This is a genomic window from Clostridium tanneri (assembly GCF_033659955.1).
Taxonomy (GTDB): domain Bacteria; phylum Bacillota; class Clostridia; order Clostridiales; family Clostridiaceae; genus Clostridium_AM; species Clostridium_AM tanneri.
Genome location: NZ_JARUJP010000001.1, coordinates 343428 through 360122, shown reverse-complemented (window position 1 = coordinate 360122; position 16695 = coordinate 343428). Strand labels below are relative to the sequence as shown.

Annotated in this window: 18 protein-coding genes; all 18 read left to right on the top strand. The window is 32.8% G+C overall.

The features are described from left to right. Nucleotides 1–13 precede the first annotated feature (13 nt). The 18 genes from P8V03_RS01690 (at nucleotide 14) to yqeK (ending at nucleotide 16557) form a co-directional block, all read left to right on the top strand. A complete protein-coding gene (locus P8V03_RS01690) occupies nucleotides 14–2788 on the top strand; it encodes a penicillin-binding transpeptidase domain-containing protein (RefSeq protein ID WP_318796538.1) in 2775 nt (924 codons plus the stop codon). A gap of 247 nt (nucleotides 2789–3035) precedes the next feature. Further along, complete coding sequence (gene minC, locus P8V03_RS01685; protein WP_318796535.1) at nucleotides 3036–3668, top strand: septum site-determining protein MinC; 633 nt, start codon at nucleotides 3036–3038, stop codon at nucleotides 3666–3668. A gap of 14 nt (nucleotides 3669–3682) precedes the next feature. Further along, the gene (gene minD / locus P8V03_RS01680; protein ID WP_261673003.1) at nucleotides 3683–4480 is read left to right on the top strand and encodes a septum site-determining protein MinD; all 798 of its coding nucleotides are present in this window, start codon (nucleotides 3683–3685) and stop codon (nucleotides 4478–4480) included. 11 nt (nucleotides 4481–4491) lie between these two features. Beyond that, a complete protein-coding gene (gene minE, locus P8V03_RS01675; protein ID WP_261673004.1) occupies nucleotides 4492–4761 on the top strand; it encodes a cell division topological specificity factor MinE in 270 nt (89 codons plus the stop codon). Nucleotides 4762–4844: 83 nt separating this feature from the next. Next, a complete protein-coding gene (gene rodA / locus P8V03_RS01670) occupies nucleotides 4845–5963 on the top strand; it encodes a rod shape-determining protein RodA (protein ID WP_261673005.1) in 1119 nt (372 codons plus the stop codon). Between the two features lie 13 nt (nucleotides 5964–5976). Beyond that, nucleotides 5977–6357: a methylglyoxal synthase gene (gene mgsA / locus P8V03_RS01665; protein WP_318796532.1), complete on the top strand. Its 381-nt coding sequence runs from the start codon at nucleotides 5977–5979 to the stop codon at nucleotides 6355–6357. A 177-nt stretch (nucleotides 6358–6534) separates the two neighbouring features. Then, nucleotides 6535–7323 (top strand): M23 family metallopeptidase, encoded by a 789-nt coding sequence (locus P8V03_RS01660; RefSeq protein ID WP_318796530.1) that lies wholly within the window; start codon nucleotides 6535–6537, stop codon nucleotides 7321–7323. A gap of 17 nt (nucleotides 7324–7340) precedes the next feature. After that, nucleotides 7341–8195: a M50 family metallopeptidase gene (locus tag P8V03_RS01655; protein ID WP_318796528.1), complete on the top strand. Its 855-nt coding sequence runs from the start codon at nucleotides 7341–7343 to the stop codon at nucleotides 8193–8195. Nucleotides 8196–8395: 200 nt separating this feature from the next. Beyond that, nucleotides 8396–10255: a TIGR03960 family B12-binding radical SAM protein gene (locus tag P8V03_RS01650; protein WP_261673009.1), complete on the top strand. Its 1860-nt coding sequence runs from the start codon at nucleotides 8396–8398 to the stop codon at nucleotides 10253–10255. Then, nucleotides 10224–10940: a TIGR03936 family radical SAM-associated protein gene (locus P8V03_RS01645; protein ID WP_318796526.1), complete on the top strand. Its 717-nt coding sequence runs from the start codon at nucleotides 10224–10226 to the stop codon at nucleotides 10938–10940. The genes P8V03_RS01650 and P8V03_RS01645 overlap by 32 nt, the downstream gene beginning before the upstream one ends. A gap of 69 nt (nucleotides 10941–11009) precedes the next feature. After that, complete coding sequence (locus tag P8V03_RS01640; RefSeq protein WP_318796524.1) at nucleotides 11010–12464, top strand: ribonuclease E/G; 1455 nt, start codon at nucleotides 11010–11012, stop codon at nucleotides 12462–12464. Nucleotides 12465–12619: 155 nt separating this feature from the next. After that, nucleotides 12620–12934, top strand: coding sequence for a 50S ribosomal protein L21 (gene rplU, locus P8V03_RS01635; protein ID WP_261673012.1), 315 nt, complete (start codon nucleotides 12620–12622; stop codon nucleotides 12932–12934). A gap of 2 nt (nucleotides 12935–12936) precedes the next feature. After that, on the top strand, nucleotides 12937–13263 hold the full coding sequence (locus P8V03_RS01630) for a ribosomal-processing cysteine protease Prp (RefSeq protein WP_318796522.1): 327 nt from the start codon (nucleotides 12937–12939) through the stop codon (nucleotides 13261–13263). A gap of 3 nt (nucleotides 13264–13266) precedes the next feature. Beyond that, nucleotides 13267–13569, top strand: coding sequence for a 50S ribosomal protein L27 (gene rpmA / locus P8V03_RS01625; RefSeq protein WP_261673014.1), 303 nt, complete (start codon nucleotides 13267–13269; stop codon nucleotides 13567–13569). An 80-nt stretch (nucleotides 13570–13649) separates the two neighbouring features. Continuing rightward, nucleotides 13650–14924, top strand: coding sequence for a GTPase ObgE (obgE, locus tag P8V03_RS01620; RefSeq protein ID WP_261673015.1), 1275 nt, complete (start codon nucleotides 13650–13652; stop codon nucleotides 14922–14924). Nucleotides 14925–14941: 17 nt separating this feature from the next. Further along, entirely contained in the window at nucleotides 14942–15235 is a 294-nt protein-coding gene (gene yhbY, locus P8V03_RS01615; protein WP_318796519.1) for a ribosome assembly RNA-binding protein YhbY, read from the top strand. Nucleotides 15236–15348: 113 nt separating this feature from the next. Continuing rightward, nucleotides 15349–15957 carry a nicotinate-nucleotide adenylyltransferase gene (nadD, locus tag P8V03_RS01610; protein WP_318796518.1) on the top strand — a complete coding sequence of 203 codons (609 nt, stop codon included), beginning with the start codon at nucleotides 15349–15351 and terminating at the stop codon, nucleotides 15955–15957. A gap of 27 nt (nucleotides 15958–15984) precedes the next feature. Beyond that, nucleotides 15985–16557, top strand: a complete 573-nt coding sequence (gene yqeK / locus P8V03_RS01605) for a bis(5'-nucleosyl)-tetraphosphatase (symmetrical) YqeK (protein ID WP_318796517.1) — start codon at nucleotides 15985–15987, stop codon at nucleotides 16555–16557. Nucleotides 16558–16695 lie beyond the last annotated feature (138 nt).

Below are 16695 nucleotides of genomic sequence, written 5' to 3'. Positions count from 1 at the left end.
GAATGGTGATTCTATGAAGGGAAATAATAAGAGAGAGTTTACTAGATACACTGCATTAATAGTAATAATGATAAGTATATTTACTGCTATTGCCTCAAAACTATTTACTCTTCAGGTGCTAAGGGCTGAGGAATTTAAAGAAAAGGCAAATAATAGATCTATAAGGGAAATTCCAGATGCTGCGCCAAGAGGAAGTATTCTTGACAAAAATGGAGTTCCTCTAGCTGTGAATACTCAAAGTTATGTCTTGGTATATAATCAAACAGATGAAAGTGACAAGACTTTTTTTGATACTATGGACAAGGTCTTTAAGATACTGGATGAAAACGGCGAAATTCAGCAAGATGACTTTGAACTTAAAATAGATCCTTTTAGGTTTGAGTTTAGAAGTGATGACCCACAAGTAAAGAGAACTATTGAGTTAAGATTTAAAAAAGATAGAGGATTAGATGAAGAAATTAGTAGAAAGATACTAGACGATAAAAAAGGTGAGGTAACAAAAGAAGATCAGCAAAAAATTGATGAAGAATTACTTAAGATAACTCCAGAAGAAACCTTTAAAAAGCTAGTTAAACAATATAAAATAGATGAAAGTAAATATCCTTTAGATAAGCAAAGAAGATTTATGATAGTTAAAGATACTTTAAAGATGCAGAGCTTTTCAGGGTATAAGCCTGTAGTAGTGGCAAGTAATATAAAAAAGGAAACTGCATTTAAGTTTTTACAGATGTTAAATGAACTGCCAGGTATTGATGTAAATACTCAGCCTATAAGAACTTACCCTAATGGAGAAATAGGTTCTGCTTTCTTAGGATATATATCAAAGATCAGCTCTGATCAAGATAAGTATCAGGAAAAAGGATATGACACAAGCACAGATTATGTAGGGGCTGCAGGTATTGAAAGTGTATTTGAAGATAGACTTAAAGGATCAAAGGGTGGAAGAATAGTAAAGCTTAATAAACAAGGAAGAATAATAGAAGAGCTTGGAAGAAGAGAACCTTATCCAGGACAAAGTATTCAATTGACAATTGATAAGGATGTGCAGGCAGCTGCAGAAAAATCCTTAGATGAAGTTATGACTAATTTAAGGAATAACCCATATAATGGAGACGTAAATACATCCAATGCTACTAGAGGAGCTGCCGTAGCTATAGATGTTAATACTGGTGCAGTGATAGCTTTGGCAAGTAGACCAGGATATGATCCTAATTTATTTGCAGCACCAGGAAGATTGTCTTCAGAATTATACAAAAAGTACTTTAGCCCTGATTTAGGAGAATTTGGAAGAGAGTATATTTATCAGCGGGGACTTACAGGATATTACCAAGGAAAAAGTGTAGAGGATGTATTAAATGTATTATTCCCTTTAGATAAAGGAATTGAAAATAACACAACTATAAGACAGGATACCTACGATATATATCCAAAGCCATTTTATAACTATGCTACTCAATCTGTTGTACCTCCAGGTTCTACCTTTAAGCCTATGACTGCTATTGCTGGGCTTGAAAGTGGTGTTATAACACCAGGATATACCATATTTGATAATGGAACCTTTGATATGGGTGGAGGACATATTACTCATTTTGCTGTTGGAGGCTATGGTCCAGTAGATTTGGCAAAGGGATTAGAGGTATCAAGTAACCCTTACTTTATGACTGTAGGAAAGCTAATGAGAGACGCTTTTGGTGATGATATATTAGCAAAATATGCTTGGAAATTTGGATTAGGTGCACAACCGAACTCTAATGTTAAGCCAGCTACAGGTATAGAGATACCAGAGAGATTTGGCCAGGTATTTAATAGTTATTCTATAAAAAATATCTATGCTAGTCAGTATTTATGGCGAACTATGGAGACACTTAAAAATGGAACAGATAATAGAGGTTCAAGTTACACTGCTATAGATTTGTATGACGACAAAGGTGATTCAGATAAGGTAAAGGGAATAAAAAGTGACTTAAAGAAATTAATACAAGAGTCTATAAAAGAAGGAAGCAAGGTTTTTGACAAATCCAAGTACAGGACTTTATTACAAGACTTAGTTGCTTCTGATCCAAAATACAGTGGTAAAAGTATTAATAAAAAAGAAATAGATTCAATGATAGATGCAATTTATTATGTTACTGTCTCTGACGCAAACAGTCAGCTAAGAGTTGGTGCTAATATGTATAACGCATCTATAGGTCAAGGGATAAGCAATTTTACACCACTTCAAATGGCTAATTTTGCAGCAACAATTGCTAATGGTGGTACTAGGTATAAATTGCACTTAGTAGACAAAATATTAAATGCTGATGGAAAAGTTATTGAGGAAGTTAAACCAGAAGTAATAGAAAAAACAGGTGTTAAAACAGAAACCTTAGAAGCTGTTAGATATGGAATGTCATTGGTTAACAGCGGGGAAGATGGAACAGCTGCGCAGGCCTTTAAGGGATTTCCATTGAAAACTGCAGGTAAAACCGGTTCAGCAACTTTCAGTAACTCCCAGGATGCTTTTGGAAGAACTTCTTACGGCCTTTATGTTGGATTTGCACCTTATGAGAATCCTCGAATAGCAGTATGTGCTATAGTATTTGACGGTGGACACGGAGGTTTTGTAGCACCAGTTGCAAGAGCTATGTATGATGCATACTTTAAACTAGAGAACGGACAAAACACAGACCAAAATGCTAATAATGCACAAAATAGCGGGCAGAATGAAACATCTACAAATACTGATGCTCAAGGAAATACTGAAAACAATAGTGGAAATAATTCAGTGAATACTGAAGGACAACAGTAAAAATAGGGAATTGGGAATGGGAAATTAGAAATAAAAGATAGTTTTTCTACTAGTGTCGAAAAGTCATCTATTATTTCTAATCCCAATTGCCGGTTTCCTATTTTATTTTTAGGTTAATATGTCTTGATTTGTATAAAATATAAATTTTGAAAACCTTTTTCCTTTTTAGAAAATAAAATTAAAATTTAGAAGGATTTAAGGGTGCTATGTTGAAATATAAAGTATGGTGGTTTATTGGAGGTCTAATATGGTTGATGATAATATTGTAATTAAAGGCAATAGAGATGGAATAAATGCAGTTATAAATATGAATAAGTTTAAAGATTTTGACGAAATGCTCGATATATTAACAAAAAGGCTGTCAGCAGGAAAATCCTTTTACAAAGGATGCACTCTAAAAATAACCACTGAGCTTAAGTATATAAATGATAAAGAATTTAGAAAGTTAAAGGATGTTCTATTTGAGCAATTTTTAATAAAGGACTGTATACTTGAAGATAAGGAAGAAAAAAGTGCTAAGGTTTTTTCAGGTATTTATGAAGGTCGTACAAAATTCCTAAGAAGAACTATAAGAAGTGGTCAGGTTATAAATTACCCAGGAAATGTAGTTATAATTGGGGATGTTAACGCAGGAGCAGAGATATATGCTGCTGGTAATGTAATAGTCCTTGGATCCCTAAGAGGATATGTACATGCTGGCTTTGGAGGAAACACTAGAGCTTTGGTTGCGGCATTTTATTTACAGCCAGAAATATTAAGAATTTCAGATATTATGACTAGGTCTCCTGAGGATAATGTTAAACCGCAGTATCCGGAGGTTGCAAGAGTAAAAGGAGACACAATAATCGTAGAACCATATTTGCCTAATAAATTTATTTAATGGAGGTAGTGTAGATGGGAGAAGCTATAGTAGTAACATCAGGTAAGGGTGGAGTTGGAAAAACTACTACCACAGCGAATATTGGAACAGGCTTAGCTGCACTGGGGAAAAGTGTCGTTGTAATTGATGGAGATACAGGACTTAGAAATCTCGACGTTTTAATGGGACTAGAAAACAGAATCGTTTTCACACTGATAGATGTAATAGAAGGAAAATGTAGATTAAAGCAAGCTTTAATAAAAGATAAAAGATTACCGCATCTTTTTCTGCTTCCTACAGCACAGACACGTGATAAAGATGATGTAAGTGCAGAGCAAATGTTAGACTTAGTATCTGAATTGAAAAAAGAATTTGATTACGTTATAATAGACTGCCCAGCTGGAATAGAGCAGGGATTTGAAAATGCCATTATTGGTGCAGATAGAGCACTAGTAGTAGTAAATCCTGAAGTAACTTCTGTAAGGGATTCTGATAGGGTTATCGGCAAATTAGATGCTAGAGGTTTAGAGAACCATCAACTCATAATAAACAGAATAAATTATAAAATGACACAAAATGGAGATATGCTTGACGTTAATGACATATTAGATAGCTTAGCAATAAAGTTATTAGGAGTAGTGCCTGATGACAGGACCATTACTGTTTCGACTAATAAAGGAGAGCCAGTAGTACTAGATGATAAGGCACTTGCGGGACAGGCTTTTAAAAATATAGCGAGAAGAATAACTGGTGAGACAGTACCCTTTATGGATTTAAGTATTGGACAAGAAGGATTATTCTCATCCATAAGAAAGTTATTTCGCATTAAATAGGGGGTGGAGTAATGGACTTGTTTAAGATGTTTTCTTCAAAGCCTTCTCCTAAAAATATGGCTAAAGAAAGATTAAAACTTATTTTAATACATGACAGAGCAATGCTTTCTCCAGAATTATTAGAGTCTATAAAAGAAGATATACTTACAGTTCTTTCAAAATATGTTGAAATAGATAATGGAGAAATAGAAGTAAGAATGACCCCTCTAGAAGAAATTGAAGGAGATTCGCCGGCGTTAATTGCTAGCATTCCGATAAAAAGGATGAAGACAAATAGGTAAGGGCTTGTAGGCTATGTATAATTTGTACATAGCATTTTTTTTTCTATATGATATAATCATATTTGTAGTGGAGGGATTAGGGTATGCTTGAAAAGTTCAAGATTAGTAGAAAGCTTTTAAGAGAATTAGATTTTACAATTATTGCTACTATAGTGATTATAGTAGTCTTTGGTGCATTAAATATATATAGTGCTACAAACATGAAGTTTGGTATTTACTATTTAAAAGCTCAGCTCATCTGGCTGGCAGCTGGCTTGGTTTTAACTTATATAATCTTAATATTTGATTATTCTATTATTCAGGGGTACGCTGATATAATTTATTGGCTGGGGATATTTTTACTTATACTAAACGATACTATATTTAAATCTACTGTCAATGGAGCTTCATCTTGGATGAAGATTGGGTCCTTTTCCATGCAGCCTTCTGAATTTGCTAAGCTAGGTATGATAATAATGCTGGCAAAGGAATTAAGCAAGATGGAAGGAAAAATAAACGATTTAAGAAACTTTGTTAAGTTAGCAGGGTATGCAGCCTTGCCAATGCTCCTCATAGTAATTCAGCCAGATATGGGAATGACAATGGTTTGCTTCTTTATAGTACTTGGAATATTTTTTGCTGCAGGACTGGATTTAAAGATAATAGGCGGAGGAATATTAGGCTTAGTAACATTAATAGCTATAGTGTGGAATTCGCCGCTTATGGAGGATTATTGGAAGGTAAGGTTGACCTCTTTCTTGAACCCATCTGCAGATGAATTAGGTTCTGGTCTACAGCTTATACAGTCACAAATTGGCATAGGCTCTGGTGGAATTCTAGGTAAGGGGTTTTTAAAGGGAACACAAATTGCCGGTGGTTTTATACCAGAATCCCATACTGATTTTATATTCTCAGTTGTAGGAGAAGAGTGGGGGCTTGTTGGTGCTATTGCTTTATTGTTTTTATATGGAATAGTTATATATAAGCTAATAAATATAGCTAAGAATTCTAAGGACATCTTCGGTTCTGTTATATGTGTAGGAGTTATATCTACCTTGTTATTTTCTGTACTGCAGAATATAGGAATGACTATTGGGATAATGCCTATAACCGGTATAACATTACCTTATATGAGCTATGGAGGTAGTTCTATGTTGACAAGTTTTATGAGTTTAGGACTTGTCTTAAATATAGGAATGAGGAAAAAGAAAATTAATTTTTAGGGGGCGATTGGCCGTGAGGATTGCTTTTATCGCACATGATAAAAAGAAGGACGATATGATAGACTTTGTGAAGAGGTATAAGGATATCTTTGCAGAGCATCAATTGTTCGCAACAGGCACTACAGGAAAGCTTTTAGCTGAAATTGTAGGTATGAATGTACACAGATTTCTTTCAGGACCGCTAGGTGGTGATCAGCAGATAGGTGCTAAGGTAGCTCAAGGGGAGTTAGATTTTGTAATATTTCTTAGAGACCCGTTAACTTCTCAGCCACATGAGCCGGATATTTCTGCATTATTAAGAATATGTGATGTTCATTGTGTACCTCTTGCAACTAATTTGGGAACTGCTGAAGTTTTTCTAAAGGCTTTTAAAAGCCACCAAGAACTAGGTTAAAACATTAAATAAAATATAGTTATGTACAGGCTCTAACATATATGTTAGAGCCTTTGTGCTCTACTTTTAGTTTAACATTTAAAGTCATAAATGAAGAATTTTTAAATATATATATATCATACTAGAGAAAAAGTTATATATAAGAGTAAACAAACTGAAAGTTGGAGGGTAGGTTTTATGGGGCATTATAATTCAGAGTATGAAGATTATTATAGTTCTTTAAAGAGAAAAAGTGGAGTAAGATATTCGCCTTATTATAATAATGGAACTGATTTTAGCAGAAGAGTAAAGGAGAAGGGAAATTTTTGGGTTAGAAGGCTTACAACAGATTTAATAGGAGTTCTTATACTTTTCATCATTATAGTGGGATGTAAACTAGTAGTTACTCCTCAGACCCAAGGCATTTATAATTATTCCAAAAGTGTACTGAATCAGAACTATGACTATAAGCTTCTAAAAGAAAAGAGTGAAACCATCAATCTTACTAATATACAGGAAAAAATATTGAATGTCATTGGTGAGCTTAGAAGTAAGATTACTGGAAAAGAAACTATAACTGATAAAATTAAAAAAAATTTTATTTTGCCAATAGAAGGAACAGAAACTTCAGTTTTTGGATATAGAACTGACCCAGTTACTAAAGAAGAAAAGTTTCATGAGGGGGTAGACATTGACGCTAAGGAAAATACGGCAGTAAGAGCAAGCTTCAATGGAAAGGTTAAAGCTTGTGGGCAAGATGAGCAGTTGGGAAAGTACATTATAATAGACCATGGAGATGGTATAGAAACTAAATATGCACATTTGAATGACATTCTTGTAAAAAAGGAAGATGCGGTTAAAAAAAGTCAGGTTATAGCCAAAAGTGGTAATACAGGCAAATCTACTGGACCGCATCTTCATTTTGAGCTTTTATATATGGGTGAGAACAAAAATCCTAAAGAATATTTTAATATAATTAAAAAATAATTTGTGGGAGTACTTCTGTGGTTAGAGTAAGTAAATATTTTATTCCTTATATAATATTTTTAATTATTATAGGCTATAAGGGTCAGCTTTTCTATTCATTTCTAATAGTAGTTTTGCATGAAATAGCTCACTATATTGCCGCAAGATACTATGGATTTTCAGGCTTTGATATAGAGTTTTTGGCTATAGGTGCAGCATTAAAATTCAGAGAATTAGACGAGGCTTCACCAAAGGAAGATTTAATTATATCAATGGCTGGGCCAATGCTTAACATAGCTTTAGCTGTGATTTTTTATTTTTTATACAAAAACTTTAAACTAAGTGGATTCAATATATTCTTTCAAGGTAATTTAGCTATAGGTCTTTTTAACCTTATACCAGCCTTTCCTTTAGATGGAGGGAGAATATTAAGAGATTTACTAAATTTTAAAACAACCTTTAAAAAAGCAAATAAGATAATGATAAACACCGGAATCTTAATGGGAGCTATCCTTATGTTTATTTATATTTTATTGTTTCTCAAAGAAAGTAATAATTTTAATGTAGGAATAATAGGTTTATTTATAATAGTGTCATCACTAAGAGAGAAGGAAAGGATATCATATATAATTATGGGAGATATTATAAAAAAGAAATATAAATTTATAAAAAATGGGTATATTGAGAATAAGAACACTTCTGTATACTATAAAAATGATATGTTAAGTTTAATGAGTATATTTGATAAGAACAAGTATAATATTTTTACTATCTTAGATGAAGAAATGAAGGTTATGGATATAATTTATGAAGAAGAGGTTGTAAATACACTTAAAGTTTATGGAAACATAACTATAGAAGAATTTATTAAGAATGAAGAGGAAAGAAAATAATTTACATTTTTAATTTATAAGTTATTATGTTAGAATATAAACAGAATTCTTGGCTTCAGATGGGGGAACCTCACCTGAAGGTTAGAAGTTGTTATCCAGGGGCGTATCCGCTCTTTGCTCCCATCTTGAGGAAGATGGGAGCATTAGAGCGGGTAGTCATCGGATAAAAATATGATAGGATACACAAGAGGAGGATTTTGATGAATAAAGTTACCGATGATATATTGTTTAAGGTAGAAAAACCTGCCCGTTATATAGGTGGAGAAATTAATTCTTATAATAAAGATAAAAATAAAGTGGATATTAGATATGCTTTTTGTTTTCCTGATGTCTATGAAGTAGGAATGTCTCATTTAGGTACAAGAATTCTTTACTATGTTCTAAATCAAAGAGAGGATACCTTTTGTGAGAGAGTTTTTGCACCATGGCCTGATATGGAAAAGTTAATGAGAGAAAATAATGTACCGTTATATGGTTTAGAGAGCAAGGACTCCATTGGAAATTTTGATTTTATAGGTTTTACGCTTCAATATGAGATGAGTTATACAAATATATTGAACATGCTTAATTTAGCAGGTGTACCTATAAGAGCTTCTGAGAGAGGGGAAAATGACCCTATAATCATGTGCGGAGGTCCTTGTGCTTATAATCCTGAGCCTCTTTATGATATAGCAGACTTTTTTGCTATAGGTGAAGGCGAAGAGCAGATGAATGAAATTATGGATCTTTATAAGAAGTATAAAGGTAAGGGAAAGAAAAAGGAATTTTTAAGAGAATTGTCTCATATGCAGGGTATTTATGTGCCATCTCTTTATAACGTAGAATATAAGGAAGATGGAACTATTAAAGAATTCAAGCCTTTATATGAAGATGTGCCAGAAAAAGTTACAAAGAGGATAATAAAGAACTTTAATGAAGTAGTTTATCCGGATAAGCTTATTGTTCCATATACAGAAATAGTTCATGATAGAATAGTTTTAGAAACCTTTAGAGGGTGTACTAGGGGATGCAGATTTTGCCAGGCTGGTATAATATATAGACCTGTTAGAGAAAAGAAAACAGATAAGATACTAGAGATGGCCGAGGAGTTAATAAAAAGTACTGGATATTCTGAAGTTTCATTAACATCACTAAGTATATGTGACTATTCGGACTTGAAGAACTTAATATATAAGCTAATGGAAAAGCATGAGAAGGACAAAGTAGGGGTTTCTCTTCCATCATTAAGAATAGACTCTTTCTCTGTAGATTTAATAAATCAAATACAAAAGGTTAGAAAAACTGGATTAACCTTTGCACCAGAGGCTGGAACTCAAAGAATGAGAGATGTTATAAACAAGGGCGTAACAGAAGAGAATCTAATGGAATCTGCAAGAAATGCATTTGAATCAGGATGGTCTACTATTAAATTATACTTTATGATTGGTCTTCCTTATGAAACGATGGAAGATGTAATTGGTATAGCAGATTTAGCGGAAAAAGTTGTAGATCAATATTTCCAGGTTCCGAAGAATGTGAGAAAGAAAGGTTTAAAGGTTACAGTAAGTACTTCTATTTTTGTACCTAAACCATTTACTCCATTCCAATGGATACCTCAGATAAAAATGGAAGATGTAAGAGAAGAGATAAAAGCGTTAAGGGGAGCGATAAAGAGCAGAAGTATTAATTACAACTGGCATGAAACTCCTGTAAGTTATCTAGAAGCTGTATTTGCTAGAGGAGACAGAAGGCTTTGTGATGTACTTGTTAAAGCTTTTGAAAAAGGTGCTAAGTTTGATGGTTGGTCAGAATACTTTAATTTTGACATATGGATGGAAGCCTTACAGGAAAGTGGTGTAGACGGAGACTTCTATTCCTATAGAGAAAGAAGTTATGATGAAATACTTCCATGGGACTTTATAGATGTAGGTGTATCTAAGGAATTTTTAATAAGAGAAAATGAGAGAGCGAAGAAAGCGGATATAACTCCAGATTGCAGATTAGGCTGTGAAAAATGTGGAGTAAATGTTAAGTTAGAAGGGAAGTGCTTTGAAGGTGCATTATTTAATCAAGTTCAGTAAAGAAAGTGACATAAAATTTGTGGCTCATCTAGACCTTATGAGAACAATACAAAGAATGATGAAAAGGTCAGGCCTTCCTGTAGAATATTCTAAAGGATTTAATCCACATATAAATTTATCCCTAGCCCAACCACTAGCTGTAGGTGTATACTCATCTGGTGATTATATGGATGCATACTTTGAAGAAGATATAGATGAAAACATAATAATTGAAAAGTTAAATGAAAGTGCTCCTATGGGAATAAAAGTTTTAGAGGCTAAAAAAATAATAGATGAGCAAAATAAAAAAGTATTTAAGTCTATGGCAGCAATTGATGCTGCAAAGTATAGAGTAAAACTTAAATATAATGAAGTAAGTTATCTAAAAGAAGATATAGAAAAATTGTTAAATAGCAATGAATGGGTTATTTTAAAGAAAAGCAAAAGTGGTGAAGGCGAAGTAAATATTAAGCCTATGGTTAAAGAGTTTAGCTATACTACTACGGATAATACCTTAACTGTTAATACTTTAGTTGCTTGCGGCAGCAGAGAGAATTTATCTGCGGAACTTCTAGCTAAGTTTATTCAGGAAAATACTAGAGAAGCAAATAAAGAAGCTTTTGTTAATATAAAAAGAGAAGAGATGTATGCAAAGGTAGGAAAAAAATTAGTTCCGCTTTATAAATATGCAGAAATGATCAGATAGTAAGTTTAGAAATGGGAATGTAGGGATTTTCTATCATTCCCATTTCCTATTTAAAAGGGTGGTGACATAATGAGAGAGATATTCATAGAAAGGCAAAAGGAACTGCTAAGAATTGCTATTAAAGAAAAGGATAAACTTAAGGAATGTCTTATAGAAGAGGAAACAGGAGAGCCATATCCCGGTGAGATATATAAGGGAATTGTAAAGAATATTGTACCAGCTATAAAGTCTGCTTTTATAGATATAGGGCATAAAAAGAACGTATATATGTACTTAGATAATAAGTTCAAAAACACTAATATTAAAAAGGGAGAGGAACTACTGGTTCAGGTGATCAAAGAAGACCTAGGAAGTAAGGGTGCAAAGGTTACTAATGCTATAAGTATTCCAGGAAGATATTGCGTTTTACTTACCCTAAGTAAAGATATAAGTTTTTCGAAAAAAATAGATGATAAGGCTCAAAAAGAATTTATCAGCAGCAATATAAGAAAGCCTAAGGATATAGGTATTATGGTAAGAACAAATGCTGTAAATGTTTCTATAGATATCATAAATCAAGAAATAGATAGCCTCTATAGTTTGTACCTAGAAATGCGTAATAAGGGGTCCTATTCTATAAAGCCTGGGCTTTTGTTTGATGCAGGAGGTATTCTTGGAAGAGTATTGAGAGATAGAATAAACGAAACTAATAATAAAATATATGTAGACACAGAAGAAGATTACAACTATGTAAAAAAGTTTTCAGAGGGCATACCAGATATAAAAGTAAATATAAAGCTGCATGAGGAAGCTAGAAGCCTTTTTAACTACTACGGTATTGAAAGAGAAATACTAAGTTTAAGAAACAATAAGGTGGTTCTAAATTGCGGTGGATATATAGTTATAGATAAAACAGAGGCTATGTATGTTGTAGATGTTAACTCAGGAAAAAACGTTAAAAGTAATTCCATTGAAAAAACAACCTATATCACAAATTATCAGGCAGCAGAAGAAATAGTAAGGCAAATAAGGCTAAGAAATCTAAGTGGTATTATAGTAATAGACTTTATAGATATGGATAATGATGAAAACAAAGAAAAAGTAATGGAAAAATTAAAAAAAGGTTTTGAAGATGATAAAAATAAAACTATAATATACCCTTTTACAGAATTAAACTTAATTCAGATTGCCCGAAGAAGATCAGGAAAGTCTATATATGAATACATAGAGGAAAACTGTGAATGTTGCTCTGGAAGAGGGAAAAGAATGAAATTATCCTATATATCTATGCTTATAAGAAACGAAATAATAAGGATAGATGAACAAAGGGATATAAAGAATATACATATAGAAGTTGATGAGTCCTATAAAAAAGACATAGAAGGGGATATACTTAGTTTTATTACCAATATAGACTCCCTAGATAAGACAATATATATCACCTATGTAAATAACGAAAACTTTAAAGTAGAGCCCCTTATTTTTATTAATCAAATAGAAAATTTGCAGAATTTTAAGGTTTATCCTATAAGTAGCAAGAGTTAAAATCAATGGATAAAAAATACTTTACAAACCTATGCATATATGATAGAATGGCTTTTGTAGACCGCACAGAAGAGGTTATTAAATCATAACAATAAATTTTATATTTATCTTTATGTACCTTGGATGGCGAGACCGTATAGAGGAGGTGTATTTTAATGTACGCAGTTGTAGTTACTGGAGGAAAGCAATACAGAGTTACAGAAGGAGACGTAGTATACGTTGAAAAACTTAACGCTGAAGTAGATTCAACAGTTGAACTTGACAATGTTCTTGTAGTAAGCAAGGATAATGGAGAGGTAGTTGTTGGAAAGCCTGTAGTTGAAGGAGCTAAAGTTACAGCTAAGGTTCTATCTCAAGGAAAGAATAAGAAAGTTATAGTTTTCAAGTACAAGAGAAAGAAAGACTACAGAAGAAAGCAAGGACACAGACAACCTTACACTAAGCTTCAAATTGAAACAATTAATGCATAGTTATGGTCGATGTAGTTTTTAGCAAGAAGGCCTGTGGCCTAGTTTCTGTTAGTCTGAAAGGACATGCGGAGTCAGTAGATGAAGGATACGATTTGGTATGCAGTGCTGTTTCTGCCATATCTCAGACTATGTTAATTGGCATACTTGAGGTTTTGAAATTTCAAGTTGATTATTCTATAGATGATGGATTTTTAAGTTTTTCATTAGAAAAGTTATCACATAAGAATATAAAAGATTGTCAGGTACTTATGGAGACTATGTTACTTGGTTTGAAAAGTGTAGAAACAAGTTACGGTGAATATATAAATGTAAAGGTAGAGGAGGTGTAGTACATGTTAGTTATGAACCTTCAGTTATTTGCTCACAAAAAAGGGGTAGGTAGCTCAAGAAACGGTAGAGACAGTGAATCTAAAAGACTTGGAACTAAATGTGCTGATGGTCAATTTGTTTTAGCTGGAAACATACTAGTTAGACAAAGAGGAACAAGAATACATCCAGGAAATAACGTTGGAAAAGGCTCAGACGATACTCTTTTCGCTAAGATTGACGGAGTAGTTAAATACGAAAGAGTAGGAAGAGACAAGAAAAAAGCTAGCGTATACCCAGTTGATGTAGAACAAGTAGTAGCAGAATAATAATAAAAGCACCCTGATGAAGGGTGCTTTTTTAAAACCTAAAAATATGGGTAAAATATTTAAAAAAGGAGGGAAATATTATGTTTGTAGATACAGCCAAAATATTTGTTAAATCTGGAGATGGTGGAAACGGATCTATTTCTTTTAGAAGAGAAAAGTACATACCACTAGGTGGTCCTGATGGAGGAGATGGAGGAAGAGGTGGAGATGTAGTCTTAGTAGCAGATCCTAATATGACTACACTTTTAGACTTTTCATATAAAAGAAAATACAAGGCAGAAGCAGGCGGTAACGGAGCTGGATCAAAATGCTTTGGTAAGGATGGAGAAACGCTATATATAAAGGTTCCAATGGGAACTGTAGTTAGAGATGTAGAAACAAATAAAATTATGACAGATTTAGCTCATCCAGGAGATACATATGTAATCGCAAAGGGTGGAAAAGGCGGAAAAGGAAACACAAGATTTACTACACCAACAAGACAGGCACCTGACTTTGCTGAGCCTGGAATGCCTGGTGAGGAAAGATGGATATATTTAGAACTTAAAGTATTGGCAGATGTAGGATTATTAGGTTTCCCTAATGTAGGTAAATCAACCTTGCTTTCAGTAGTATCCAAAGCAAAGCCTAAAATAGCTAACTATCATTTTACAACTTTAAATCCTAACCTTGGAGTGGTAGCTTTACCAGGAATACAAAGCTTTGTAATAGCTGACATACCAGGTATAATAGAAGGTGCAGCAGAAGGAGTAGGTCTTGGATTAAAGTTTTTAAGACATATAGAAAGAACTAGGGTTTTAATTCATGTAGTTGATATATCAGGACTAGAAGGAAGAGATCCTTTCGAAGATTTCATGAAAATAAATGAAGAGCTTAAGAAGTATAGTGTAAAGCTTTCGGATAGACCTCAAATAATTGCTGCAAACAAGAGTGATATGCTTTATGATGAATCTGTTTTTGAGGAATTTAAGAAAAAGGTTGGAGAGCTTGGCTATAATAAAGTAATTAAGATATCTGCAGCTACAAGACATGGTGTAGAAGACCTAATGAAGGAAGCTGCTAGAATGTTAAGTGAAATACCAGTTACAGACATAGAAATAAGTGAAGAAGAAAGATACGTACCAGAAGAAAAGAGCTTCACTTATGCTATAAGAAAAGAAGATGGTATATACATTGTAGAAGGAAGCTTTGTTGATAGATTGTTAGCCAGCGTAAATGTAAATGATCCAGACGCTTTAAGATATTTCCATAAGGTACTTAAAAATAAAGGGGTTCTTCAAGAACTTAGAGATATGGGAATTGAAGATGGAGATGTAGTAAGACTTAATGATTTTGAATTTGAATATTTATTATAATTTGGAGGGTAATTTATATGATTACGAGTAAACAGAGAAGTTATTTAAGGTCTCTTGCAAACACAATGAGCCCTATATTTCAGATAGGTAAGGAAGGCATAGAAGAAAACTTTATTAAGCAAGTAGATAGTGCCTTAGAAGCAAGAGAATTAATAAAAATATCAGTACTAAATAATAGCGATTATGGTGCAAGGGAAGCTTCAGATGAGCTTTGCCAAGAGTTAGGCTGCGAAGGAGTTCAGTCTATAGGTAGTAAAATTGTACTTTATAGACAATCTAAAAAAAATCCTAAAATAGAACTACCAAAGTAAAATTAATAGTTATTAGTTAATAATTAAGAAGATTTTCCACATGCTTTTAGAACAGTAAAAACAAAATCTTAATTGTTAACTCTTAACTTATTAACTAAAAAGGTGGGATAGGTATGATTAAAAAAGCTATTTTTGGTGGCACCTTTGATCCTATTCATAATGGCCATTTACATATTGCCTATGAGGCGCTTTATAAGCTAGAATTAGAAAAAATTATATTCATGCCATCAGGAACACCGCCTCATAAGCTTGGAAAAGATATAACTAATTCTTATTTTAGGTATGAAATGGTGAAGATAGCTACTAGGGGAGAAAAATGTTTCCAGGTAAGTGATTATGAGATGAATAAATCTAGTTTAAGCTATACTTATCAAACATTAAAATATTTTAATACCATTGAAAAGAATACAGAATGGTACTTTTTAACTGGTGTTGATTGTCTTATGGATATTGAAAAGTGGAAAAATACTGAAGAAATTTTTCAGCTTTGTAAACTAATTGTTTTCAATAGGCCTGGCTATACTATAAAGAATATACAGGAACAAAAAGATAAACTGGAAAAGAAGTACCTTAACAAAATCTACTTTTTAGATATTCCTTTGCTAGATATATCTTCTACAGATATAAGAAATAAAATAGTAGAAGGAAAAAATGTAAGTTATCTTTTACCTGAAAATGTTTATAATATTATTAAGGAACTCAATCTTTATAAAAAGAGTTAACTATTTATTGTTTTGGAGTGATTAGGGATGTGGAGCGAGGAACAAATAAAAAATTATTTAAAACAAAATCTTAGAACTAAAAGATATGAGCATGTGCTAGGAGTAAGAGATACTGCTATTAAACTTGCAGAGCACTATAAGGAAGATACTGAAAAGGCAAGATTTGCAGCACTTATACATGATTGTGCAAAAAATATGAGTGATGATCAGATTATTTCAATAGTTAAAAAACATAAAATAGAAATTGATGACATAAGTAAAATTAGTCCACAACTGCTTCATGGAACAGTGGCGGCTATAATGGCGAAGGAAGATATGGGAATTAAGGATGAAGACGTATTAAATTCTGTAACTTATCATACTACAGGAAGAAAAAATATGAGCCTTCTTGAGAAGATAATATATATAGCAGACTATATAGAACCATCTAGAAATTTTCAAGGTGTAGAGGACTTAAGAAAGGCTGCTTTTGAAGACTTAGATAAGGCTTTATTGAAGGCTTTTGATAATACTATAAAATTTGTTGTTGAAAGAGGGCAGCTTTTGCATATAAATACAATAGAAGGACGAAATCACTTGCTTTCAAAAAATCGCCGATAGTAATTGAAAACTAGAAAAAGATAATTTAATATTAAAAATATAGAATTAATTTAACATTATACCAAAAATTTTGGTATAATGGTATTGCTGAAAAATTTTATTAAAAAGTGGTAAATCGTTTACTGCTTGAATATGTAG

Coding starts and splice junctions, on each gene's coding strand:
- obgE (WP_261673015.1), top strand. CDS start 13,650: ATGTTTGTAGATACAGCCAAAATATTTGTTAAATCTGGAGATGGTGGA.
- nadD (WP_318796518.1), top strand. CDS start 15,349: ATGATTAAAAAAGCTATTTTTGGTGGCACCTTTGATCCTATTCATAAT.
- rplU (WP_261673012.1), top strand. CDS start 12,620: ATGTACGCAGTTGTAGTTACTGGAGGAAAGCAATACAGAGTTACAGAA.
- minD (WP_261673003.1), top strand. CDS start 3,683: ATGGGAGAAGCTATAGTAGTAACATCAGGTAAGGGTGGAGTTGGAAAA.
- yhbY (WP_318796519.1), top strand. CDS start 14,942: ATGATTACGAGTAAACAGAGAAGTTATTTAAGGTCTCTTGCAAACACA.
- P8V03_RS01690 (WP_318796538.1), top strand. CDS start 14: ATGAAGGGAAATAATAAGAGAGAGTTTACTAGATACACTGCATTAATA.
- minC (WP_318796535.1), top strand. CDS start 3,036: ATGGTTGATGATAATATTGTAATTAAAGGCAATAGAGATGGAATAAAT.
- P8V03_RS01630 (WP_318796522.1), top strand. CDS start 12,937: ATGGTCGATGTAGTTTTTAGCAAGAAGGCCTGTGGCCTAGTTTCTGTT.
- yqeK (WP_318796517.1), top strand. CDS start 15,985: ATGTGGAGCGAGGAACAAATAAAAAATTATTTAAAACAAAATCTTAGA.
- P8V03_RS01640 (WP_318796524.1), top strand. CDS start 11,010: ATGAGAGAGATATTCATAGAAAGGCAAAAGGAACTGCTAAGAATTGCT.
- P8V03_RS01650 (WP_261673009.1), top strand. CDS start 8,396: ATGAATAAAGTTACCGATGATATATTGTTTAAGGTAGAAAAACCTGCC.
- minE (WP_261673004.1), top strand. CDS start 4,492: ATGGACTTGTTTAAGATGTTTTCTTCAAAGCCTTCTCCTAAAAATATG.
- rodA (WP_261673005.1), top strand. CDS start 4,845: ATGCTTGAAAAGTTCAAGATTAGTAGAAAGCTTTTAAGAGAATTAGAT.
- P8V03_RS01660 (WP_318796530.1), top strand. CDS start 6,535: ATGGGGCATTATAATTCAGAGTATGAAGATTATTATAGTTCTTTAAAG.
- rpmA (WP_261673014.1), top strand. CDS start 13,267: ATGTTAGTTATGAACCTTCAGTTATTTGCTCACAAAAAAGGGGTAGGT.